We start from the raw sequence: 22246 nt of genomic DNA, 5'->3' as shown, positions 1-22246 counted from the left end.
CGGCGGGGCCGGCGGTGTCGGCGGGGCCGGTGGCGACGGCGGGGCTGCCGGGTTGCTGTTCGGCAACGGCGGGTCCGGTGGCAACGGTGGGGCGTCCATAATGACCAACGGCGGACCCGGCGGAAACGGCGGCAAGGCCGCACTGATCGGCAACGGTGGCGCCGGCGGCGACGGCGGCGTCAGCACGAACCTCGGCGGCATACCGGGGAATGGCGGCAACGCGCAGCTGATCGGTAACGGCGGCGCCGGCGGTAACTCCGGAGAGGCCCCGTTCAAGGAGCCGCCCGGCGCCGGCGGGACCGGCGGCATCTTGCTTGGCTTGAACGGGGCGCCGGGGCAGCAGTAGCCAATCAGGCGGCGGCTTCGGGCCTTTGGTGCTCGACCAGATCGGCCGCGCGCTCATCGGTCTCGGCGATCCCCTCGATCCGCACCGTGCCGCCCGTCGCCTCGTACTGGCGCTGCCAATCGGTAATCGCCTGATGCGCGGCGTGGTCGAGGTACTGAGTCGAAATATTCACCGTGACAAGGGCTCCCGTCGGGATGGACGCCAGCACACGGGTCAGCCGGGGCAGGGCGAGGAAGGTGCAGGCCGGCCCCTCGATCACCACCCGCCAGTCGTCGCCCACCGGCTTGGCCTCGACCTTGACCCGGATCACCCGCCATCCGGTCAACACGATGGCCAGGGCCAGCCCGATCATCACCCCGTGCAGCAGGTTGAGGAAGACGACGCTGACCGCGGTCACGACATAGACGGCGAGATCGCCGTGCTTCATTGCCGTTTCGATGTGCGCCGGCTTCAGCAGCTGGATGCCGATGACGATCAGCAGGCCCGCCAGCGCCGCCGTCGGGATCTGCTCGACCAGCTCCGCGAACGGAACCGTGAACAGCAGGATCCACACGCCGTGCATGATCGAGGAGGCGCGGGATTTCGCGCCCGCGTTGACATTGGTTGAGCTGCGGACGATTACACCGGTTACCGGAAGCCCGCCGATGGTCCCGGACAGGAAGTTCGCGGTGCCCTGCCCGATCAACTCGCGGTCGAAGTCGGTGCGCGGGCCGTTGTGCATTCGGTCCACCGAAACCGCCGACAGCAGGCTTTCGACGCTGGCGATCAGCGTGACGGTGATGACGCCGATGGCCACCGCGCCCCAGTTGCCGTGCGGAATGTCGGGCAGCCGCAGCGCATTCAGGGGCGACTCGTCGATCTCGATCCGTCGCACGTGGAACGGCAGGACCAGCGAGACGACCGTCACCGCAACGATGGCCACCAGCGGTCCCGGCACGAAGCGCAGCCGAGCCGGCACCCAGCGCCAGGCGATCAGGATGACGATCACCAGCGCGCCCAGCAGCGCCCCGGGCCGATGCGCATCGATGATCTGGCCGGGCAGGCCGATCAGGTTGTGCCAGGCCGTGCTTTTGGATTTTCCGCCCAACAAGACGTGCGCCTGCTGCAGCGCAATGGTGATCCCGATTCCCGCCAGCATGGCGTGCACGACGACCGGTGAGATCGCCAGCGCGGCGCGCGCAACACGACTGAGCCCCAACAGAATCTGCAGCACGCCCGCTGCGGCGGTGATCAGACACGTTACGCCCCAACCGAAGTCGGAGATAAGGCCCGCGACCACCACCGTCAGGCCGGCGGCGGGACCGCTCACCTGCAACGGCGATCCGCCGAGGGACCCGACGATGATTCCCCCCACGATCGCGGCGATCAGCCCCGCCAGCACCGGCGCGTTCGAGGCGATCGCGATCCCCAGCGACAACGGCAGCGCGACCAGGAAAACCACCAGGGACGAGGGTAGGTCGTGTCGGAGGATGGATCGTATGCGTTCCATTTGAATGTCTTGCATCGGTCGCTTTCCACTCGTTGGGTGTAAGCGGGGAATGTTTTGAGCCCCGTAACTGCACTTGGCTACGTCGGCGTAGCTTGTTGGCGCACAGGCGATTACAACTGCGCGATCCGGCCGTCAGGGCCTGGCTGCCTCGTTCGACGGTATTGGCGCGACGAAGCGCGGGTCAAGCCGACCGTGCGGGCGCATATGGAATGCAAATAATTTCGTTACGAGTTGTTTGGTTGACGAATCAGAAGCCCGACCCGTGGACTTCGTGCCCGGGAACCTCGACCATCAGGCCGCGGTAGGCCTGCTCGACGGTCGAGCCGTGGTTGATCACCGCGTCGACCTCGCGGGCGATGGGCATGTTCAGGCCAAACTCATTGGCGAACTCGGTGATCACGCTGGCGGCCTTGACGCCCTCGGCGACCTGGTTCATCGAGGCGATGATCTCGTCGATCGGCTTGCCGGCGCCGAGCTGTTCGCCGACGTGGCGATTGCGGCTGCGCTGGCTCGTGCAGGTCACGATCAGGTCACCGAGCCCCGCCAGGCCCGGGAAGGTGTCGGGATTGCCACCCATCGCCACCCCGAGCTTGGTCATCTCCCGTAGCGCACGCGCGATCACCAGCGCGCGGGTGTTCTCCCCGATCCCCAGCGAGTAGCCCATCCCGACGGCGATGGCGTAGACGTTCTTCAGCGCGCCCGCCAACTCGACGCCGATGACGTCGTCGGTGGTGTACACGCGGAACCGCCGGGTGCGGAACAGGCCCGACAGCCGGGTCGCCAGGTGTTGGTCGGGCATCGCCAGCACCGCCGCGGCGGCGTAGCCCTCGCCCACCTCGCGCGCGATGTTCGGCCCGGCGAGGATTCCCGCCGGGTGGCCGGGCAGCACCTCCTCGATGATCTGCGACATCCGCATGTTGGTGCCCTGCTCGAGCCCCTTGACCAGCGACACGACCGGCACCCAGGGCCGCAGCTCCTTGGCCAGTTCGGTGAGGACCCCCCGGAAGCCATGCGACGGCACGCCCATGACGACGACGTCGGCGCAGCTGGCGGCCTCGGCAAAGTCGCTGGTCGCGCGCAGCGTTGAGCTCAGTTCGACGCCCTCGCCGAGGTAGCGCGTGTTGCGATGGTTGTCGTTGATGTCGGTGGCGGTTTCCTCCGAACGCACCCATTGCAGCGTCGGCCCGCGGCGCGCGCAGATCGACGCGACGGTGGTTCCCCATGATCCGCCACCGAGAACGACAACGTTCGGTTCACGCATAGCCATGGCGATCACAGTATTGCCGCCATCGGAGATTTAGAAGCAGTTCACCAACTGTGCGTTTCTCGGAACCAAGGACCCGACGGCAGGGGACTTCCGCCCCTACTTCCGCCGCTCGGCGTGCCCGATCGTCAAGGGACAGGTTCATACGAGGAGGATGCATGTCCGGACGCGCTCGTTGCGGCCGCGTGTCCGCATTGCTGTCGGCGGCCGCTCTTGCCATGTTGGTCGGCTCGCCCGGGATCGCGGCGGCCGACGACGGCCGTCCGCGCGTCAACCCGGAGGAACGGGCGGCGGCCATGATCCGGCCCGCGGTGATGTACCTCGCCGGTCAAAGCTACGGCGCGGTGCGGCTGCCCGACGGCCAGATCCTGTCTCAGTTCGGCCCCGGTACGACCATGCCGTTCATCGCGACCTGGAGCTGCACCGGTTTCGTCGTCAACCCCGACGGCTGGGTGGCCACGGCCGGACATTGCGTCGATTCCGAGAGCGCCAAGCTGTTGATCCTCAAGCGCGCGGCCAAGGAATACGTCACCCAGTTCCCCGACGCGCCCGAATCGCGGGACCCCGCCACGACCCTGGACTGGCTGCGCAAGAACGCGCGGGTCGAAGGCGACACCCCCGACCGGGGTCCCGAAATCAGCCTGGCGCTGTCGTACGGCACCGGGACCAAGCTCGCCGGCAAGCTCGCGGCCAGCGTCGTGGATTTCCGGCCGCTGGGCAAGGGCGACGTGGCCCTGCTCAAGGTGGACAAGCACAACCTGCCGTCGTCGGAGCTCGCCGGCGACGCCGACGTCAGCATCGGCACATCGGTTCTGGCGGTCGGCTTTTCGCAGAGCACCGAGAACATCACCGGTCCCTCGCTGGACCCGACGAACAAGAGCGGCAGGGTCAGCAAGAAGTCGACCATGGGTTCGGCCGCCGAGTATGAGATCGATGCCGCGGTCTCGGAGGGCATGAGCGGTGGCCCGACCGTCGACCTCAACGGCAAGGTGATCGGCATCAACAGCTTCGCCCCCGTCGGCGAACCGCAGGCGTTCAACTTCGTCGCACCCGCCGACGGCCTCGCCGCGATAATGGCGAGCAAGGGCGTCAAGGCGACGCTGGGGCCCGCCGACGCGTACTACCGCAAGGGCCTCAAGCATTATTACGCGGGCCAATACACCGAGGCGATCGACGACTTCGACCAGACGCTGTCGATGTCACCCGACTATCCCGGGCTGACCGATCTCCGCACCAGCGCGGCCAACCTGCGCCAGCAGCACGGTGACTTCTCGGTGCTCAGCGGCGCAAACCTGTTGTGGTACATCGTCGCTGGCGTCGCGCTGGTGCTTGCCGCGGGCGCGGGATTCACACTCCTGGTGGTTCGGGGGCGCCGGCCGCTGCTGTCCCCGGTCAGGATCTCGGCTTTCCGGCCGTTTACTCGCAAGCCCCCGGAACCGCCGACGGAGACCGAACCGCACTTCTGCTCGAGCTGCGGGGCCGAACACCACCCCGCCGAGACGTTCTGCCCCAATTGCGGGACGCGAATTCACCCCGCGAGCGACGCCCGGTCGGACGCGCGGCCGAACACCATCGACTCCTCGATGCGGTCGAAGCGGTAGTCGAGGGCGTCGGCGAAGTAGTTCTGCCGCACATTCCACGGCCGACGGGTGCCCGACTTGGGCAGCGCATGACCCGACCGCTTCACGTAGTTGGCCTTGATGTCCCAGGACGGCTTGACGTCCATCGGCTCGTTGCCCCGGTGCGGGTAGGCGTGCGTGTAGCCGTGGGCAGCCATGTGCGCCATCAGCTTTGCCGTCGCCCGGGCGGTGATGTCGGCGCGCAGCGTCCACGACGCCTTGGTGTAACCCACGCACCAGAACAGGTTGGGCACGTCTTCCAGCATGTGCGCCTTGTAGACGAAGCGGTCGCGGTGATCGACCGGTTCGCCGTCGAGGCTGATGGCGGCCCCGCCCAGCGCCTGCAGCTGCAGGCCGGTCGCCGTGACGATGATGTCGGCGTCGAGGTGTTGGCCGGATTCGAGCGCGATGCCGGTGGCATCGAAGTGGTCGATGCGGTCGGTGACCACCTCGGCGCGGCCGGCTTTGATCGCGCTGAAGAAATCGGCGTCGGGTATCAGGCACATCCGCTGGTCCCACGGGTTGTACCGCGGCTTGAAATGGACGTCGACCTCATAGCCGGCGGGTAGCTTGCTGATCGCCCTGCGCCGCAGCAGCCAGCGCACGAAACCCGGTGCCTTGCCGGACAATAAGACGAACACCGACTCCATCAGCGCGGTGTGAATCCGGAGCAGCAGGTGAGCGGCCCTGCGCGGCAACAGCTTACGAGCGACGGGGGCGACCTTGCCGTACTTGGACGCCGAGACCAGATACGTCGGCGACCGCTGCAGCATGGTCACTTTTCCCGCGCGTTCGGCCATCGACGGGATCAGCGTGACGGCGGTCGCCCCGCTCCCGATGACCACGACCTTCTTGCCGGCGTAGTCCAAGTCCTCGGGCCAGCGCTGGGGATGCGCGACGGTGCCGCCGAACTGCTCGATGCCGGGGAACTCGGGCATGTAGCCCTCGTCGTAGTTGTAGTAGCCGCTCGCGAAGAACACGAAGCGGCTTCGCAGACTCCTGCTGGCCCCGTCTTGTTCAACGGTGACCGTCCACATGTCGGTGGACGAGTCCCAATCCGCCGCGCGGACACGGCTGTTGAAGCGGATGTGGCGGTCGATTCCGTACTTGCGCGCGGTGGCGCTCAGATACTCGCGGATGTGGCCGCCGTCGGCGATCCCCTCTTTCCGGTTCCACGGCTCGAACGGAAACGCCAGGGTGAACATGCTGCTGTCGGAGCGGACGCCGGGGTAGCGGAACAAGTCCCAGGTGCCGCCGATCTGCGCGCGGCGCTCCAGGATGGTGTAGGTCACGCCCGGGTTGCGCTCGGTGATCCGGTAGGCCGCGTCGATGCCGGAGATGCCCGCGCCGACGATGATGATGTCGAACTGGTCCACCTGCTGCGGAGTCACCGTCATCGTGAACCTCGCTTCATAGCTACCGATAGTTGACGAACTGCAGCGCCACGTCCAGATCGGCCTGCTTGAGCAGCGCGATAACGGCCTGCAGATCGTCGCGCTTCTTGCTGCTGACGCGGACCTCGTCCCCCTGGATCTGGGTCTTGACGTTCTTGGGGCCCTCGTCGCGGATCAGCTTGGTGATCTTCTTGGCGTTCTCGCTGCTGATGCCCTGCTTCAGGGTCCCGCTGACCTTGTACGTCTTGCCGGAGGCCTGCGGCTCGCCCGCGTCGAAGGCCTTCATCGAGATGTCGCGGCGGATCAGCTTCTCCTTGAATACGTCGACGGCGGCCTTGACCCGCTCCTCGGTGGACGACGTCAGCTCGATGGCCTCGTCACCCTTCCACTCGATCTTGGTGTCGGTGCCGCGGAAGTCGAAACGGGTGGCCAGCTCCTTGGCGGCCTGGTTGAGCGCGTTGTCGACCTCCTGCCGATCGACCTTGCTGACGATGTCGAACGATGAGTCCGCCATTCGATCCGTCCCTTCGTCGGGTGATAGCCGTTTGTGCCTTGTCTACCCGTTCGTTGTAACCTGTCTGGCGGCAGGTTGCCCGAGCGGCCAATGGGAGCGGACTGTAAATCCGTCGGCTTACGCCTACACAGGTTCGAATCCTGTACCTGCCACCAAGGTCAGGGCCTACTTGCGCGGCCGCGGGGCGACGTTCACAACCCTCCCTCAACCCCGGTGAAGGCGGCTGCGCACCGGGAGTGGAGGACAGCGAGCTCGGCGCAACCTGCGGTGCCGCAGCTGACTCGACGCGTTTCATTGCGCTGAGAAAAGGCGAACCGACTGGAGGTCGCCACCATCGGACTAGTGCATGCGCGCGCTGCCACCGAGGCCGATCTCGAGGACGCTGCCGGTGATGACTCCGGGATCGGTGACCAGGTACACGACCCCGCGGCTGACGTCCTCGGGTTGCAGCCACGGCTGAGGTATCGGGTTGGCCCTCATCATCCGGCGCACCAAATCGTCGGGAACGTCGTCACTTTCGGTGGGCTGAACCATCGGTGTGTGGGTTGTCGTCGGGCACACGACGTTCACCGTGACGCCCTCTTTGGCTACCTCGAGGGCGACGGATTTGGCCAGACCGATGATGCCCCACTTGGTGGCGTTGTATGCCGCCAACTCGGGGATGCCCATCCTGCCTCCCATAGAGGACGTCACCACGATCCTGCCGAAGCGCTGGCGTCGCATCACCGGGATGGCCGCGCGCAGCGTGTGAAATACACCGGTCAGGTTCGTGTCGAGCAGCTGTTGCCAGACCTGGTCGCTCACCTGCTCGAGGGGGCCGGTGCTGACGATGCCGGCGTTCGCCACCACAATGTGCAGGCCATCCATCTCTGTCACCGCCTGCCGCACCGCGGCGTCGACCTGCGCCGAGACGCGCACGTCGAGAGTTATTGGCAGGCAACGTTTGCCGAGCTCTTCGACTTGCTTAGCCGTGTCGTGCAGGTCGTCCTTGGTGCCAAGCGGGTAGGTCAGGTCCACCATCGGTCCGGGCGCGTCGGCGGCGACGATGTTCGCGCCTTCGGCCGCCAGTGCCAGGGCGTGTGCGCGCCCCTGTCCCCGTGCCGCTCCCGTGATCAGCGCGACGCGCCCTTCCAATGCACCCATAGCGGGCAACGGTAACGGCAAACCGGGCGCGTTGACACCGGCTGGTTAGGTGAGGCTAAGTTGGACGGATCTGTCGCTGCCGCCGCACGAAGGAGTTGGTCAAGGGTGACCGAAACAACCACACCGGTGGCCGAGCCGTCAGATCAGCCGCCCGAGTCGGTCTCGCGCCGCGGTCGGTGGCTGCGCTGGGGGCTGCTGACGGTGTGGGGCCCGGGGCTGGTCGTGATGCTGGCCGACACCGACGCGGGATCGCTGATCACCGCGTCGCAGTCCGGCGCCCAATGGGGCTATCGGATGGTGCTGCCGCAGCTGATCCTTATGCCGATCCTCTACGTCGTTCAGGAAATGACGGTGCGGCTGGGCATCGTCACCAAGAAGGGACACGGCGCGCTGATCCGGGAACGGTTCGGCCGCTTCTGGGCGTGGGTGTCGGCGTTCACGCTGTTCGCGTCGTCGATCGGGGCGTTGCTCACCGAGTTCGCGGGCGTCGCCGGGGTCGGAGAGCTGTTCGGCGTCTCGCGCTGGGTGAGCATCCCGATCGCGACCGCCGCGCTGCTGGCCTTGGCGCTGACCGGCAGCTACCGGCGCGTGGAACGCATCGGCCTTGTCATCGGCTCGGCCGAACTGGCGTTCCTGGTCGCCATGGTGATGTCGCGGCCCGAGCCCAAAGCCTTTGTGGAGGGCCTGAAGTCGATGCCGCTGGGCAACTCGTCGTATCTGCTGCTGATCGCCGCCAACGTCGGCGCCGTCATCATGCCCTGGATGGTGTTCTACCAGCAGGGCGCGGTCGTCGATAAGCACCTGTCGGTGGCCACGATCCGCCAGGCGCGCCACGACACCGCCGCCGGCGCCGTGCTGACCCAGCTGATCATGATCTCGGTGGTGGTCACCGTGGCCTCGACGATCGGGGCCCATGGCGGCGAGACCGCGCTGAACACCGTCGGCGACATCGCCAACGCGCTCACGCCGTACCTGGGCCGCGTCGGCGGCACGGTCCTGTTCGGGCTGGGCATGCTCGGCGCGGCGCTGGTCGCCGCGATCGTCGCGTCCCTCGCCGGCGCCTGGGGACTGTCCGAGGTCTTCGGCTGGAAGCACACCCTCAACCAGCGGCCCAACCGGGCGACCGCCAAGTTCTACATCACATACGGGCTCGCGCACGTTATCGGCGCCGCACTCGTGCTGGCCAGCGTCGACCTGGTCAACCTCGCCGTCGACGTCGAGGTGATGAACGCCCTGCTGCTCCCCATCGTGTTGGGCCTGTTGCTGGCCCTGGAATCCCGTGCGCTGCCCGAGGAGTGGCGCATGCGCGGTCCCCGCAAATACATCGCGTGGGCGCTCTGCCTGGTCGTGATGGGCTTCGGGCTCTACATGGTCCCGCAGGCCCTCGGCTTCACCTAGCCGGCGTGCGCCGGGTAGGCGTGCACGAGCGCGCTGTCCAGCCGGGGCACGGCGTGGGTGAGCTGGTGTTCGGCGTCGTGAGCGATGCGGTGAGCGTCCTCGAGGCTGGTGGTGGGATCGATGTCCAGCTCGGCGTCGGCGTGCAGGCGGTGTCCGATCCAGCGCATCCGGACCCGGCGCACGCTGCGGACGCCCGGCCGCGCGGCCAGTGTCGTCTCGGCGGTGTCGACGAGCTCGGGGTCGACGGCGTCCATCAGCCGGCGGAAGATGTCGCGCACCGCGCCGCGCAGCACGGCCAGTATCGCCACTGTGATGATCAGGCCGACGATCGGGTCGGCCAGCGGGTAGCCGAGGGCGACGCCACCGGCCCCGAAAAGCACTGCCAGCGAGGTGAATCCGTCGGTGCGGGCATGCAGGCCGTCGGCGACCAGGGCGGCCGACCCGATCCGGCGCCCGATCCGGATCCGGTACAGGGCGACGACTTCGTTGCCGAGGAAGCCGATCACGCCGGCGGCAGCGACCCAGCCGACGTGCTCGATGGCGACGGGGTGGATCAAACGCACGATTGCTTCGTAGCCCGCGATGATCGCCGACATCGTGATCATGCCGATGACGAACAAGCCGGCGATGTCCTCGGCCCGGCCGTAGCCATAGGTATAGCGCCGCGTCGCCGGGCGGGTGCCCAACGCGAACGCGACCCACAGCGGGACCGCGGTCAGGGCGTCCGAGAAGTTGTGGATGGTGTCGGCGGCCAGGGCGATCGATCCGGAGACGACGGTGATGACCACCTGCACGATCGCGGTCGCGCCCAGCCCGACCAGGCTGACCTTGACCGCCCGGATGCCGATGGCGCTGGATTCCAGGGCGGTGTCGACGCTGTCGGCGGCGTCGTGGCTGTGCGGCATCAAGAGCTGCGCCACGATGCCACGAATGCCGTGGGCGTGTTCGTGCCCGTGGTCGTGGGCATGGCTATCTGCATGCATACGCAGATAATAAGTTATTGGGACGGCGATCGCGAATGCGAGTCGGCGGCAGCGCCGACTGCGGCGTCGACACGAGTAAGTCCTCGGCTGCCCTACAGGTGCGCGGCGAACATCAGCGCTGTGCCCGCCGCGGTGAACGCCTGGTATATCGGTTCAAATCGCGCGACCAGTGCGCCCCGCGGTTCCGGACCCCTTCGCCGCGAAGCGATGTAACGGCAGGGCCAATACAGCGCCACCATCGCGAACCCCAAGGTGGCGATCGCGTTCACCGGTCCGGCTACGGTCGAGGCCAAGTGCTGCGCCGGCATCTCCATACCGGGAGTGTCGACGTCCATCCCGGAGGAATTCATGGCCATCGAACCCGCCATCGGGTGCTCGGGCGTCTGACTCGCCATGCCATTCATCCCCGCGGACATCCATGCCATCGCCACCATCATCACCGCGTAGTAGGAGTTGGTCACTCGGTCGCGGGAAACTCGGCCGGCCAGAAACGCAAACCACAGACCCGCCAAGAGGAAGAAGGCAATCGGCCCGGCGCTCGGCAGTTCCATTCCGGCGTGCCAGGCCATCAGGATCATCGCCGCCGACATGGCCAGGTGCAAAAGGTGGTTGACAGTGCTGGTCCACCGGCCGCGTTGCGCGACAAGGGTATACGAGTACGTTGCGATGCTGACGCCGAAGAGTGCGGTGAGCATCCATCGGAGCACGACGTCGCCCATCAGCAGATGAAATAGCTAAGGCCCCGACGCTGTCGAGGCCTTAGCTAGGAGTGATCAGTCGTTGCAGGTGCAGTCCGGATGGCCGCACTGGCAGCCAGCCGATTGAGTGCACGCGGAGGTACCGCACGCACAGCCGGTTGATTTGCAGGCACAGTTTCCAGTTTCGTTCATGGCCGTAACGGTACCCCCGTAGGGTATATACGGTCAAGCGCCACGCGAACATGACCTGCAGGTGTCGCCCGGGTGTCGGCGCGCTAGGGTGTTCCGGCCGGCGTCAGCAAACAGGCCGGCAGGAAAGTTGAGCATTCATGACCGCAGCAGCGGATGCGCCGGCGCTGGAATCGCGGGTCGGCCACTACTACCAGATGGACAGCACCTACGTGGTCGGCCGCGAGAAGGTGCGCGAATACGCCCGCGCGGTGCAGGACTATCACCCCGCGCACTGGGATGTCGCCGCCGCCGCTGAGCTGGGCTATTCCGGGCTGGTGGCGCCGCTGACGTTCACGTCGGTGCCCGGCATGACCTGCAATCGCCGGATGTTCGAGTCGGTGGTCGTCGGTTACGACACCTACCTGCAGACCGAAGAAGTGTTCGAGCAGCACCGCCCGATCGTGGCCGGCGACGAGCTGCTCGTCGACGTCGAGCTGACGTCGGTGCGCAGAACCGCGGGCCGAGATTTCATCACCGTCACCAACACCTTCACCGACGCCGAGGGCGAGCGAGTGCACACCCTGCACACCACCGTCGTCGGCATCACCGCCGAAGACGTCGATCCGGCGATCAAGCTGGCGGTGCCGAAAATCATGATGCACGACGTGGACATCGTCGCGATCGGCGAAGGCGCTGCCGGATATCAGAAGACGGTGCGCCCCGAGGGTGAGGTTCGGGTCGCCCAAGGTGGCGCCACGCGCACGCCGGGCACCCCGTCCTTCGAGGACGTGAAGGTCGGTGACGAGCTACCGACCCACCACACCCGACTGTCCCGCGGCGACTTGGTGAACTACGCCGGCGTGGCCGGCGACGCCAACCCGATCCACTGGGACGAGGGGATCGCCAAGCTGGCCGGCTTGCCCGACGTCATCGCGCACGGAATGCTCACCATGGGCCTGGGTGCGGGATTTGCCTCGGCGTGGACGGGCGATCCCGGCGCGGTCACCCGGTACGCGGTGCGGCTGTCCCAGCCCGCGATCGTGTCGGCCGCCGAGGGCGCCGACATCGAGTTCACCGGGCGGATCAAGTCCCTGGACCCGGAGACCCGCAGCGGTGTCGTCGTGGTCGCGGCGAAGTCCGGTGGGCAGAAGATCTTCGGGATGGCGACGCTCAACGTCCGCTTTAGCTGACTCAGAACCAGGGCCCGGGGAAGTGCCCGTCCTGGTCCTGGACCATCACGATGTCCTTGCAGTCCCCGTTCAGGGCGGCGGCGTTCTCGCCGCGGCACACCAGCGTCCAGCCCGAGATCCGCGCGAACGGCCGGACCGACCACGTCGTCGCGACCGGATCGGGGGCGGGCAGGGCCAGCACGGCGTACGTGTTGCCGACGTTCGTGATGTAGAGGTGGTCTTGGAAGTACGCCAGTTTCGCGATCGACATCTTCTTGGCGTCATCGCGCGTCTTCAACAGATCCCAGTGCTGGGTGTGCAGGTTCCACACCCCGAACCCGAACTGCGAATTGTCCGATTTGAGGGCGTCGACGAATAATTTCCCGTCCGACAACGTGGCGGACAATCCACCGCCGGAGATCCGATCCGAATCGCCAACCTTGATAAGGGATTTCGCGTTCAGGTCGTAGAACATCGTCGACACCACCGGGGGGTTGTAGGAATCCCAGTGGGTGATCTTCACCAGTGCGTCCGGGCCGTCCGACAACTCGCCGTCGACGGTCCAGATGTCGTTGTCCTGATAGATCGCTTCACCGCTCGGCCGGCGCAGCTCCGCTCCCGACGCCTTGGCCGCGTCGGTGTTGCGCTGGAACGACAGCACGTCCTGCCACACCCGGCCGGGCTGCGGGTCGTTCCACATCATCGACAGATCGGTCCCGGAAAGGATGACGGTCCGCGGCGGCGACGCGGCGCTGTGCCCGTCGGTGAACGCGTTCACCCACGCCACACCGGTGGCGGTCGCCGCCAGACCCCACTCGTTCGCCGCCGTCAGTTTCAGGTCGGGCGTCGGTGGCGCCAGCTCCTTGGTCACCAGGGGCTGGCTCGTCTTGAGGTCGAAAGCGTAGGCCGTGGCCTTCGTGGTTTCGGGCTGCGAGCCTTGCGCCGCCTTGGTCGTCGTCACCACGTAAACGACCCTCATATTGTCGGCCGTCCCCGTCAGCGCGCAGATGCCGCCCGACAGGGTCTCGCCGGCCGGGACCGTGGGCACGCCCGGCACCACGTACTGACCCGTCTTGGTGTCGAACACCTTGGGGCGAATGTCCTCGAGCGCCGACTTGCGCTCAACGAATTTCTCTGGACATCCCACGTAGGCCGTCCCGCCGTAGCTCTTCCAGTCCCGTTCCAACGGGCCCGTCACCGGGGGCGGCGCGGGCGCCGCATTGGCCGTGGTCGACGAGGTCGAGCTCGAGGTGGTCGGCGTGGCCGCGGGCGGGTCCACCGTTGCCGAACAGGACGCGACGACGGCGCAGCCCGCCGCCACCAGGGCAAGCCTGTGTGCGGGCAGAGTCCGCCCCCGGATCCCACGCATCAACAAAACCCCCGTTAAGTTCCTGTAACCACCGAGCGTAAAGCCGGCCCGGACCGACCGCGAATTGTGCGCGGGCGTCTTGGTCACACGTGGTACACCAAAAGCCATGAGCAGCCTTGCCGACGAGACCCGCTGGATGGACGCCACGGACCAGGCGGCGCTGGTGGCAAAGGGCGAGGTCACGCCTGGTGAGCTGCTCGAGGCGGCGATCGAGCGCATCGAGCGGTCGAACGCAGCGCTGAACGCGGTCGTCATCGAGTGGTTCGATCACGCCCGAGCCGTGGCCGCCGGCCCCGACCTGCCCAAAGGCCCGTTTCACGGCGTCCCGTTCCTCCTCAAGGACCTGTACACGAGCTTCGCCGGCCAGACCATGTCGAACGGCAACGTCGCGCTGAAAGAGGCGGCGAAGATCGACGCGGCCGACACGACGCTGGTCGCCCGGTTCAAGGCGGCCGGCCTGGTGATCGCCGGGCGGACGAACAGCCCCGAGATGGGCAGCCTGCCCACCACACAGCCGCTGGCCTGGGGAGCGACCCGCAACCCGTGGGCGCTCGACCGCACCCCGGGCGGCTCCAGTGGCGGCGCCGCGGCGGCGGTGGCCGTCGGGATGGTGCCGTTCGCCAACGCCTCCGACGGCGGCGGCAGCATCAGAATCCCGGCGTCGTGCTGCGGGCTGGTGGGCCTCAAGCCGAGCCAGGGACGAATCACAACGGGCCCCGTCCGCTCCGAAGCCGGCCTGGGCGTCGAACTCTGCGTCAGCCGCACGGTGCGCGACACGGCGCGGTTGCTCGACGCGGTGCGCGGCCCCGGTGTCGGCGACTCCGTCATCGCCCCGCCGCCGCAGCGCCCCTACGCCGACGAGGTCGGCGCCGACCCTGGCCGGTTGCGCATCGGGCTGCTCGACGTGCACCCGCGCGGTGACTTCCTGCACGACGACTGCGTCTCGGCGGTGCGCGCCGCTGCGTCGATGCTGGAGGGCCTCGGCCACACCGTCGAGCCGGCCTGGCCGGCGTGCCTGGCCGACACCTCCTTGGTGACAAAGTTCATGGCGTTGTGGGCCACCCAGTTGGCGATGGCGGCGCGCGGGTTCGGCCAGACGCTCGGACGCGAGGTGACGGCCGATGACATCGAGCCGGTCAACTGGGTGCACGTCGAGCGCGCGCAGCGGTTGACCGCGATCGACTACGCCGTCGCCCAGGAGGCGGTGTGGGGTTTCCGCAGGGCGCTGCAGCAGTGGTGGGCCGACGGCTGGGACCTCCTGCTCACGCCGACGGTGGCCGAACCCCCGCTGCCCCTAGCGGAATTCGAGAACGACCCGGCGCACCCGACGGCGCCCATGCGCCGTGCCGGCCAGTTCGCGGCCTTCACGCCACCGTTCAACATGAGTGGGCAGCCGGCCATCAGCCTGCCCCTGCACCGCAACGCCGAAGGCCTCCCGATCGGTGTCCAGCTCGCCGCCGCCTACGGCCGCGAGGATGTGCTCATTCGTGTTGCGGCGCAATTGGAATCGGCGCATCCCTGGGCGTCGACTCATCCGTCGGTTCCCTGACGGACCACGCGGCCTACGTGTCGAACTCGATGGGCAGGCTCAGCGGACCGCTCAAACTGACCATCGGTTTCCACGGCACCGGCCCGGCTATGCGCGGGTTCAGCAGCCGGGCCGCGATCACATTGAGTGCCTCGGCGATCTCGCGCCGGGCCAGGTTGGCGCCCAGGCAGTAGTGCGCGCCGCCGCCGAACGTCAGGATGGGCGGCGCTCCCTGGCGGGTGATGTCGACGCGGTCCGGCTCGTCGTAGACCGCCGGATCGCGGTTGGCCGCAGCGGTATTCACCAGGACCATGGTGCCGGCGGGGAAGAGGTAGCCGTCCAGCTCGGCGTCCTGGGCCACCAGCCGCAGGGTTCCGCTCGCGATCGGCGAGTGGCGCATGGTCTCCTCTACCGCGGGCATCGCCAGCTCCGGGTTCCCCTTGAGCAGCGCCCACTGGTCCGGGTGTTCGCACAGGACGTGCACCGAGGCGGCCACCTGGTTGCGGGTGGTGTCCGTGCCCGCGAGCAGCAGGCCGCCGGCAAGCATGCGCAGTTCGGCCGCGTTGAGCCGGTCGCCGTCATCCTCGGCGCGAATGAGGTCGGACAGCAGGTCGTCGGTGAGGCTGGTGCGGCGCCGGGCGACCATGTCGTCGACGTAGTCGTCGAGCTCCCGCCACGCGCGCATCACGACCGGTTCGACTGCGCGAAGATCGACGGTAAAGCTGAAGGCCTTGAAGACGTCGTCGGCCCACAACGAAAACTGTTGCCAGTCTTCGCGCGGCGCGCCGAGCAACGCGCAGATGATCGGGACGGGGTAAGGGCGGGCGAGGTCGGTGACGACGTCGCAGCGACCCGTGTCGATGACCTGATCGACCAGCTCGTTCATCACCGCGACCATGGTGTCGTGCAGGCGCAGCGTCGCTCGGGGCGTGAACGCCTTGGACGTCAGGCTGCGCAGCCGGTGGTGCTCGTCGCCCTCCAGGCACAGCAGGCTGTTGACCACCTTGTCCCACAACGGCCCCGAGGTGACGCCCTGAGCGAGCAGGTTGATGCCGGGCGGGATCAGGAACCGCGGGTCCCGAAGGACGGACCGCACCAGGTGATACGAGAGCACCTCGGGCCCGTGCGGTCCCAGCGCGACCGGCGCCTGCCGCTGCGCCGCCTGCAGGCGGGGATAGACGTCGGCCGGCGATTCCTCGGCGTCGTACTCCAGCGTCGGCAGGCCGGCATCGAAAACGCTTGGGGGAGCGGCACCGACGGTCATGACGGTCTCCTCGCGACGAGTTCCTCAGAATGTATGGCCACGCCGCGCCGCTGTCAACGATATCGGGTGCCCAGCAGAAACTTGCCAGTAACCCGCCATACATAATCGCGCTGGGTGTATTGCCGCCCGAAGGTCACCCCTGCTTCGATGCGCGGGCCAGCTGGCCGGCGAGCAGCACGAGCGCGAACACACCGCCCGCGATTCCCGAAATGAGCAACGGCAGTTGCCCATTCGAACCCCACAGGAAGCCCGCCCACAGCCCGGCCACCAGCACGGCCAGGCCGGTGGCGCCCTGGAACACGCCCTGGGCGCTCGCCTGATGCTCCTTGCCGACGAGACCCGAAATCCAGGCCTTCCCGACGCCGTCGGTGCAGCCGGTGAACACGCCGTAGGCGCCGATCAGCAGCCATGCCGTCACCAGGTCGGTGGTCAGCCCCAGCCCGGTATAGCCGATCGCGAAGAACGCCAGACCGATCCCGAACAACGCCGGCTTGCCGATACGGTCGGCGAGCGACCCGGCCGGGTAGCTGGCCAGGGCGTACACCGCGTTGTATCCGACGTAGGCCAGGATCACCTCGATCACCGAGAAGCCAATCTCGTTGAGCCGCAATAACAACAGGGCGTCCGGAAAATTCACCAAGCTGAAGCCGATGAGCAGCGCGGTGACCCGCCAGTAGGGCCGCGGCAACGTGCGCACGCCGGCCCACATGGACTGCCGCTGCGGTCGCGGGGCGGGCCGGCTGCGCTCTCGCGCGAGGAAGACGAGTGCCACGCTGAGGACGGCGGGCACGATGGCGACATACAGCAACGGCGGAATCCGGTGGTCCAGCAGCTCGTAGCCCGCCAACCCGAGCAGCGGACCGACAACGGCGCCCAAGGTGTCCATCGCGCGATGGAAGCCGAAGACCCGGCCGCGCTCTGCCTCGTCCACCCCGTCGACCAGCAACGCGTCCCGCGGGGCGCCGCGAATGCCCTTGCCGAGCCGGTCGACGACGCGGCCCGCCAGCACGCCCGGCCACGCCCCGGCCACCGCGATGATGATCTTGCCGAGCGCCGCCATCCCGTAGCCGGTGGCGATCAGCGGGCGCCGCGCAAACCGGTCGCCCAGCGGCCCCGCGGCCAGCTTCGTCAGCGACGACGCACCCTCGGCCACCCCCTCGACGGCTCCCACCACCGACGGCGGTGCACCGAGCACGGCCGTGAGGTAGATCGGCAGCAGCGGATACAGCAGTTCGCTGGCGGCGTCCTGGAGAAACGACACCCCGGAGAGCACCCGGACGTTGCGGGTGAGCCAGGCGGGCCATGAGCGTCGCGGTCGGATCGCTTCCCGTGTCACGGTCGTCAGCGTAGGGGAGGCGCTTAGTCCTTACCGCGCAACCGCACCATCCGGGTCGTCGAGCTCTCGTCCAACTCGACGACGTCGGACCGCGAACGCAGGAAGTCACTGAATGACCGGAATCCCAAAGACTTCTCGCTGAACGACGGGTCCATCCGTTTCATTTGCGCTTTGACGGCCGAGTTGTGCAGCCAGTCGACGTCGTCCTTCTCCAGCCCGATTTGCAGCGCGCGGGTCAGCAGCGCGGTGGCGGCGGCCTGCGGGTCGGGCGGCTCCTCGGGTTCCTCGCGCTTGTCCGCCTTGCCGCGGCCGTTTGCCTTTTTGGGTTTGGCGACCTGGGTGCCGGCGCCGGCCGGCTCGGGCTCGAACACCGGAATCCCCGGCAGCGCGTCGTAGATGACGAATTCGTCGCAGGCGGCCGCCAGCGCCCGGCTCGACGCGCCGGCCACCCCGATGCCGACCACGTACCGGCCGAGCCTCTTGCAGCGCTGCGCCAGTGCGATGTAGTCGGAGTCGCCGGCCACGATCACCACGTGGGTCAGGTCGGGCAGCCGGAACATGTCCTCGACCGCGTCGACGGCCAGCCGGATGTCGGCGCCGTTCTTGCCGTAGGCCGCCGCCGGGAACAGTTGGACCAGGTCGACCGCGCGGGCCACCAGCTGTCCGCGATAGCCGGCGTTGACGTCGGCCGACCAGTCCGCGTAGGCACGGGTGAGCACCAGCGTCCCGAACGACGACGCGAAGTCGATGATCGCGCCGACGTCGACCGTGGCCCGGCCCAGCCGATCGGCGTGCTGCTCGAGCCCGGCGGCCTTGTCCCGCTGGAACGAGTTGCGCCCGTTCACCTGGTCGTACCGCGAGATCACGATGTTGTCGAAGTCGAGGTAGACCGCCACGCGGGCCATCGCCGGTTCGGTCATGCCCGCAATCTTGTCAGGCGCCGGCAGTCGCGCCGTCATCGGCCAACGCAAGAATTCCGCAAGAAATCGGCGAAAATTTGGCAAGCGGTGTGCCGCAACCTAACTGCATGAAGCGAGTCCTCGCCGGAGTCCTCGTCTCGGCCGGCTTGGCGGTGGCCGCAGCGGGGGCGCCCGCGGGCACCGCCCACGCCGACGACGACCACTGCTCGTCGAGGACGGGGTGCTACCACGGTCCCGGGATGCGCTGGTGCCCGGGCGACTACGTGTGGCCCGGGTTGCGGGCCACCGGGTGGGACCTGAACGTCTGCCACGTCTATCACGAGCAGTGTCCACCCGGGTACTACGGTGGCTGCCCCGACAACATCATCGAGGGACCTCCCCCGCCACCGCCGCCGCCCGTCTTCCGCACCCGCGAGGAGTGTGAGCGGGTGCTCGGATTGATTTGCGCGTTCGCGCCGTAGTGTCCAGGGATACCAAATGCGTTTCGTCTCAACGAGAATTACGGCGATAATTGAGGCCCTCCTGTTAGCCGGCGCGATCCTGACAGCGACTCCCGCAGAGGCCGACGTGACGGCGCAACCGGTGCCGAGCCACGTCTACCCGCTGCAGCCGCCCTCGCCTCAGGCCGACCCCAAGGCTGAGGTACAGGAACTGCTGCGGCAGATCACCGAGTTGGACGACACGTGGGACAGCCTCACCCCCGCGCAGCGAAACCAGCGACTAGCGGGACTGCAACAGCAGGTCACCGTCGTTGATCGGGAGACGCGGAATCTCCCTCCCGACCAGCAGCCGGAGATAGAAGGGATGCTGGGAATGGCGATCATCAGGCTGCTGGACCTCACCCGGAAAGCCCAGGGTCCCAACCAGCCCTGCTACTTTCCCCTCTGTTTGCCCGGGCTGTAGCAGGCGCGACAATCGCAGCATGCTTTTGATCCCGGCATGGGTATGGCGCGGTGGTCCCCTGTTCCGGGCGGTGTGCCTGGGGATCCCAGCCGGTGTGTTCGTGGCAGCCCTGGCATTTGCGGAGTCGGGGGTGATAATCAGCGCGCCGGTCGTATTTGTTGTAATCAGCGTCTTCAACGGGGTCATGATGGCGCGGCGGATGGGTAAGTCGTGGCCCGCGGCGATCGATCTCAGCCCCGCCGAGCGGGTCGCGGTCAGTTCCGCGGTGCGCCGCGGCCACCACCTCGCCAAGGCGGCGCGACTGGCACCCGCGGCCGTCGAGTATGCCGGCGCTTTGCGCGACGCCGGTCGGCAAGCACGCCGCTGGCAGTGGTTGGTGTGGTTGGGCGGCGCGGCGGCGCTTGTCCTTGCGGCGATCGACAGCGTCTTTGCGACGCCCCGGGTCGCCACCGTGTCGTGGCTGATCGTCGTGCTCTTTGCCGTCGAGATCTTTTGGTGGCCACGGGTGCGAGACCGGCTGCTGGCCAACGCCGAGCGCACTCACGAAGCAGCGTGCCGGGACTTGGCCCAGCGGCGGGTCGACGACGCGTGAGGTTCAGCCGGTAACCGGGCTGGGCACATCCGGGCTGTAGCCCTCGCGCGCGCCGAGGTTGGTGGCCCCGGTGATGATCGCCCGATCGATTTGGCGAAGCGCGTGCACGGCGGTGAGAAACCGCCGGGCATCGGCGCCGAGCTCGCCATCGCCGTCCTGGTGCCGGGCCGCGGTCTCGGCGGCGTCCAGATCGTCGGTCGCGGAGTTGACGGTGATGCCCTCGGCGCCGTCGATCACGGCGCACAGTGCGTCGATATTGCTTCGGGTTTGCGCCGCCGCCGCCATGAAATCCGTTGCCAGGCTTTCCGATCCGATCGGATCCTGGTACTGCTCGGCGCTGCGCGCCAGGCTGCGCCCGTGCCGATCGCACGCGGCGAATATCCGCAAGGCCCGCCGGATGCTTCGCCGGCCGGCCAGCCCGGCCACCCCGGCCAGCAGCGGCTTGGCGCTGACCCGGAATTGCTGCAGCGCCCGGTCGAGTTGGCGCGCCTGCTCGGTCGGGCTCACCGTCTCGTCGCCGCCGAACATGGTCGCCGTGGAAATCTCGATCAGCGCCGACAAGGCCGTCAAGAACGCGCGGCTGTCCGTGCGGATCGTTGTCCGGGTGTGGGTGGGCAGCACCAGGATGGCCACCGCCACGCCGATGACCGCCCCGATCGCGGTCTCTTCGATCCGCAGCATCAGCACGCCGAAGGAGAATTGGCCCAGCAGGCCATACAGCAGCGCCAGCGTCGTGGTGATCCAGAAGGTCATCAGGCTGTACGTGACGGTCATGAAATAGAAGGCGCAGAACAGGCAGACGAAGATCGCCACCAGCGAGGCGGCGGTGTTCCCGTTGAACAGCGTGGCCACCAGCACGCCGCACGGCACGCCGAGCAGGGTGCCGAGCAGTCGCTGCCAACCCTTGGTCAGGGTTTCGCCCCAGGAGTTGGTGCCGGCGAAGATCACGAACGCCGCGATCACCGCCCAGTACCAGCGGGCCGGTGACACCAGCTCCCCGGTGACGATGGCCAGCGACGCGGCGACCGACACCTGGATGGCTTGCCGGGTGGTCGGGCGCAGGCCCTGCTCGGCGGCGCCCAGGTCGGCACCGCCCGGCGCCGGGGGCGACACGTCCTCGGCGCGCTGCAGCGGATCCGCCGTCGCGGCGGCGGCGCCTTCGACGACGGCCCGGACCTCGGCCGTCGCCCTGGCCGCGTTGATGATCGCCAGCGCCAGCCGGCGTACCTCGGCCGAGTCCGCGTACTCGTCGAGGATCCGCTGCGCCTGGCTCGCGGCCCGGCGCAGGCCGTCGGCCTGCGGCGTGCGGATCGCGCGCGCCAGCTGCGTCAGCGCCCCGACCAGCTCGACGCGGGTGCTGATGGGAATGTCCGCGGAGAGCGCGGCCGCCCGTCGACCCGCCGTGGCGACCCATTCGATGGCCAGCTCGGCGTCGAACAGCCACGGGGCCAGTTGTTCGCTGGTGACCCCCGGCCAGAGCACGGCGGGATCTGCCTTGTCCTCGATCTGGCCCTGCACCATCAGCGCCGTCTCGTTGAGCCGGATGGTGCGGGCACGCATGCGGCGGCGGCGGCGTTCGTCGAACCGGCCGGTGCGCACCGCGTCGGCGGTGGTGTCGACGACGATCGCCATCCGCGCCCGCAACGCCCGAACGGTGGCGCTCAGCACGCGTTCGGGCCGGTCGGGCAGGACGTACGCGCTCATGACGAACGTGCACAGCGTCCCGACCAGCACCGCGCCGATCAACCAGGGCAACTCCGAAATGCGGGCCCGCAGATACAGGGTGAAGAAATAGGACATGAACGCGACCATGCCCAACGCCCTGCCGCGGGGCCCGAAGCGGCGGACATAGACGGCGGCGAACACCACGGCCACGAACGCGGCGTCGCTGGCCACCGGATGCGGCGCGAGCGCCGCGGCGGCGGTGATGGACGCCGCGGCGGGCAGCGGCAGCAGCGCCATGGTGACCCGCTGCCGACGGGGGTCGGGCTCGTTGACCGATCGCGCCGCGACCATGGTGATGACGACACCGAGCAGGGCGACCGTCAACGGCTGGCCCGCCGCCTTGGTCACCAGGTACATGATCAGCAGCGAACAACCGAGCGCGGCGGTGGTGCGCGTCGCCATCCGGAGCCGCAGCAGGCCG

The 22246-nt window shown here is 68.0% G+C and carries 20 protein-coding genes and 1 tRNA gene; 9 read left to right on the top strand and 12 right to left on the bottom strand.

Annotation, left to right across the window (positions count from 1 at the left end):
- Positions 1 to 346, top strand: a 346-nt coding sequence (locus tag AWB92_RS29915) for a hypothetical protein (RefSeq protein ID WP_085190917.1), incomplete at its 5' end; no start/stop codon positions are given.
- 4 nt (positions 347 to 350) lie between these two features.
- Here AWB92_RS29915 and AWB92_RS26435 read toward each other — a convergent pair.
- Both AWB92_RS26435 and AWB92_RS26430 read right to left on the bottom strand, forming a co-directional pair.
- Complete coding sequence (locus AWB92_RS26435; protein WP_085190915.1) at positions 351 to 1850, bottom strand: SulP family inorganic anion transporter; 1500 nt, start codon at positions 1848 to 1850, stop codon at positions 351 to 353.
- 232 nt (positions 1851 to 2082) lie between these two features.
- A complete protein-coding gene (locus AWB92_RS26430) occupies positions 2083 to 3108 on the bottom strand; it encodes an NAD(P)H-dependent glycerol-3-phosphate dehydrogenase (RefSeq protein WP_142282324.1) in 1026 nt (341 codons plus the stop codon).
- Positions 3109 to 3257: 149 nt separating this feature from the next.
- On the opposite strand from AWB92_RS26430, the gene AWB92_RS26425 reads away from it, so the two are divergent.
- Positions 3258 to 4700 (top strand): trypsin-like peptidase domain-containing protein, encoded by a 1443-nt coding sequence (locus AWB92_RS26425; RefSeq protein ID WP_085190911.1) that lies wholly within the window; start codon positions 3258 to 3260, stop codon positions 4698 to 4700.
- On the opposite strand, the gene AWB92_RS26420 is transcribed toward AWB92_RS26425, so the two are convergent.
- A complete protein-coding gene (locus tag AWB92_RS26420) occupies positions 4628 to 6115 on the bottom strand; it encodes an NAD(P)/FAD-dependent oxidoreductase (RefSeq protein ID WP_085190909.1) in 1488 nt (495 codons plus the stop codon). The genes AWB92_RS26425 and AWB92_RS26420 overlap by 73 nt on opposite strands.
- Positions 6116 to 6134: 19 nt before the next feature.
- Complete coding sequence (locus AWB92_RS26415) at positions 6135 to 6626, bottom strand: YajQ family cyclic di-GMP-binding protein (RefSeq protein WP_068109396.1); 492 nt, start codon at positions 6624 to 6626, stop codon at positions 6135 to 6137.
- Positions 6627 to 6695: 69 nt separating this feature from the next.
- Between AWB92_RS26415 and AWB92_RS26410 the strand changes: the two genes are divergently transcribed.
- Positions 6696 to 6781, top strand: a tRNA-Tyr gene (locus tag AWB92_RS26410).
- Between the two features lie 184 nt (positions 6782 to 6965).
- Here the strand turns inward: AWB92_RS26410 and AWB92_RS26405 are convergent.
- Positions 6966 to 7769, bottom strand: a complete 804-nt coding sequence (locus AWB92_RS26405) for a mycofactocin-coupled SDR family oxidoreductase (RefSeq protein WP_085190907.1) — start codon at positions 7767 to 7769, stop codon at positions 6966 to 6968.
- A 105-nt stretch (positions 7770 to 7874) separates the two neighbouring features.
- On the opposite strand from AWB92_RS26405, the gene AWB92_RS26400 reads away from it, so the two are divergent.
- Positions 7875 to 9167 (top strand): divalent metal cation transporter, encoded by a 1293-nt coding sequence (locus AWB92_RS26400; RefSeq protein ID WP_085190905.1) that lies wholly within the window; start codon positions 7875 to 7877, stop codon positions 9165 to 9167.
- On the opposite strand, the gene AWB92_RS26395 is transcribed toward AWB92_RS26400, so the two are convergent.
- Positions 9164 to 10150: a cation diffusion facilitator family transporter gene (locus AWB92_RS26395; protein ID WP_085190903.1), complete on the bottom strand. Its 987-nt coding sequence runs from the start codon at positions 10148 to 10150 to the stop codon at positions 9164 to 9166. The two genes, AWB92_RS26400 and AWB92_RS26395, sit on opposite strands and share 4 nt — an antisense overlap.
- Before the next feature lie 92 nt (positions 10151 to 10242).
- On the bottom strand, positions 10243 to 10869 hold the full coding sequence (locus AWB92_RS26390; RefSeq protein WP_241523589.1) for a DUF5134 domain-containing protein: 627 nt from the start codon (positions 10867 to 10869) through the stop codon (positions 10243 to 10245).
- Positions 10870 to 11177: 308 nt separating this feature from the next.
- On the opposite strand from AWB92_RS26390, the gene AWB92_RS26385 reads away from it, so the two are divergent.
- On the top strand, positions 11178 to 12209 hold the full coding sequence (locus AWB92_RS26385; protein ID WP_085190899.1) for a fused (3R)-hydroxyacyl-ACP dehydratase subunits HadA/HadB: 1032 nt from the start codon (positions 11178 to 11180) through the stop codon (positions 12207 to 12209).
- 1 nt (position 12210) lies between these two features.
- Here the strand turns inward: AWB92_RS26385 and AWB92_RS26380 are convergent, their stop codons facing one another.
- Positions 12211 to 13557 carry a hypothetical protein gene (locus AWB92_RS26380; RefSeq protein WP_241523588.1) on the bottom strand — a complete coding sequence of 449 codons (1347 nt, stop codon included), beginning with the start codon at positions 13555 to 13557 and terminating at the stop codon, positions 12211 to 12213.
- 106 nt (positions 13558 to 13663) lie between these two features.
- Between AWB92_RS26380 and AWB92_RS26375 the strand changes: the two genes are divergently transcribed.
- On the top strand, positions 13664 to 15106 hold the full coding sequence (locus tag AWB92_RS26375; RefSeq protein WP_085190897.1) for an amidase: 1443 nt from the start codon (positions 13664 to 13666) through the stop codon (positions 15104 to 15106).
- 13 nt (positions 15107 to 15119) lie between these two features.
- Here AWB92_RS26375 and AWB92_RS26370 read toward each other — a convergent pair whose 3' ends face one another.
- The 3 genes from AWB92_RS26370 to AWB92_RS26360 form a co-directional block, all read right to left on the bottom strand.
- On the bottom strand, positions 15120 to 16349 hold the full coding sequence (locus tag AWB92_RS26370) for a cytochrome P450 (RefSeq protein ID WP_085190895.1): 1230 nt from the start codon (positions 16347 to 16349) through the stop codon (positions 15120 to 15122).
- 133 nt (positions 16350 to 16482) lie between these two features.
- Positions 16483 to 17685, bottom strand: coding sequence for an MFS transporter (locus AWB92_RS26365; RefSeq protein WP_241523586.1), 1203 nt, complete (start codon positions 17683 to 17685; stop codon positions 16483 to 16485).
- 23 nt (positions 17686 to 17708) lie between these two features.
- On the bottom strand, positions 17709 to 18605 hold the full coding sequence (locus AWB92_RS26360; RefSeq protein ID WP_085190930.1) for an NYN domain-containing protein: 897 nt from the start codon (positions 18603 to 18605) through the stop codon (positions 17709 to 17711).
- Between the two features lie 107 nt (positions 18606 to 18712).
- On the opposite strand from AWB92_RS26360, the gene AWB92_RS26355 reads away from it, so the two are divergent.
- From AWB92_RS26355 to AWB92_RS26345, 3 genes are all read left to right on the top strand, one after another.
- Positions 18713 to 19066: a hypothetical protein gene (locus tag AWB92_RS26355; protein ID WP_085190893.1), complete on the top strand. Its 354-nt coding sequence runs from the start codon at positions 18713 to 18715 to the stop codon at positions 19064 to 19066.
- A gap of 106 nt (positions 19067 to 19172) precedes the next feature.
- Complete coding sequence (locus tag AWB92_RS26350) at positions 19173 to 19508, top strand: hypothetical protein (protein WP_142282322.1); 336 nt, start codon at positions 19173 to 19175, stop codon at positions 19506 to 19508.
- A 19-nt stretch (positions 19509 to 19527) separates the two neighbouring features.
- The gene (locus AWB92_RS26345; protein ID WP_085190889.1) at positions 19528 to 20100 is read left to right on the top strand and encodes a hypothetical protein; all 573 of its coding nucleotides are present in this window, start codon (positions 19528 to 19530) and stop codon (positions 20098 to 20100) included.
- Positions 20101 to 20103: 3 nt separating this feature from the next.
- Here the strand turns inward: AWB92_RS26345 and AWB92_RS26340 are convergent, their stop codons facing one another.
- Complete coding sequence (locus AWB92_RS26340; protein ID WP_085190887.1) at positions 20104 to 22227, bottom strand: FUSC family protein; 2124 nt, start codon at positions 22225 to 22227, stop codon at positions 20104 to 20106.
- Between the last annotated feature and the right edge of the window lie 19 nt (positions 22228 to 22246).

The sequence above is a fragment of the Mycobacterium sp. IEC1808 genome (assembly GCF_002101935.1).
Taxonomy (GTDB): Bacteria; Actinomycetota; Actinomycetes; order Mycobacteriales; family Mycobacteriaceae; genus Mycobacterium.
The sequence above is the reverse complement of the archived record's forward strand: the minus strand, read 5'-3'. Positions and strand labels throughout refer to the sequence as shown.

What these genes read in the sequence shown, in the direction of transcription:
- AWB92_RS26435 (WP_085190915.1), bottom strand. Translation starts at nt 1,850, where the DNA reads ATGCAAGACATTCAAATGGAACGCATACGATCCATCCTCCGACACGAC.
- AWB92_RS26425 (WP_085190911.1), top strand. Translation starts at nt 3,258, where the DNA reads ATGTCCGGACGCGCTCGTTGCGGCCGCGTGTCCGCATTGCTGTCGGCG.
- AWB92_RS26420 (WP_085190909.1), bottom strand. Translation starts at nt 6,115, where the DNA reads ATGACGGTGACTCCGCAGCAGGTGGACCAGTTCGACATCATCATCGTC.
- AWB92_RS26415 (WP_068109396.1), bottom strand. Translation starts at nt 6,626, where the DNA reads ATGGCGGACTCATCGTTCGACATCGTCAGCAAGGTCGATCGGCAGGAG.
- AWB92_RS26405 (WP_085190907.1), bottom strand. Translation starts at nt 7,769, where the DNA reads ATGGGTGCATTGGAAGGGCGCGTCGCGCTGATCACGGGAGCGGCACGG.
- AWB92_RS26395 (WP_085190903.1), bottom strand. Translation starts at nt 10,150, where the DNA reads ATGCATGCAGATAGCCATGCCCACGACCACGGGCACGAACACGCCCAC.
- AWB92_RS26390 (WP_241523589.1), bottom strand. Translation starts at nt 10,869, where the DNA reads ATGGGCGACGTCGTGCTCCGATGGATGCTCACCGCACTCTTCGGCGTC.
- AWB92_RS26385 (WP_085190899.1), top strand. Translation starts at nt 11,178, where the DNA reads ATGACCGCAGCAGCGGATGCGCCGGCGCTGGAATCGCGGGTCGGCCAC.
- AWB92_RS26380 (WP_241523588.1), bottom strand. Translation starts at nt 13,557, where the DNA reads ATGCGTGGGATCCGGGGGCGGACTCTGCCCGCACACAGGCTTGCCCTG.
- AWB92_RS26375 (WP_085190897.1), top strand. Translation starts at nt 13,664, where the DNA reads ATGAGCAGCCTTGCCGACGAGACCCGCTGGATGGACGCCACGGACCAG.
- AWB92_RS26370 (WP_085190895.1), bottom strand. Translation starts at nt 16,349, where the DNA reads ATGACCGTCGGTGCCGCTCCCCCAAGCGTTTTCGATGCCGGCCTGCCG.
- AWB92_RS26360 (WP_085190930.1), bottom strand. Translation starts at nt 18,605, where the DNA reads ATGACCGAACCGGCGATGGCCCGCGTGGCGGTCTACCTCGACTTCGAC.
- AWB92_RS26355 (WP_085190893.1), top strand. Translation starts at nt 18,713, where the DNA reads ATGAAGCGAGTCCTCGCCGGAGTCCTCGTCTCGGCCGGCTTGGCGGTG.
- AWB92_RS26345 (WP_085190889.1), top strand. Translation starts at nt 19,528, where the DNA reads ATGCTTTTGATCCCGGCATGGGTATGGCGCGGTGGTCCCCTGTTCCGG.
- AWB92_RS26340 (WP_085190887.1), bottom strand. Translation starts at nt 22,227, where the DNA reads ATGGCGACGCGCACCACCGCCGCGCTCGGTTGTTCGCTGCTGATCATG.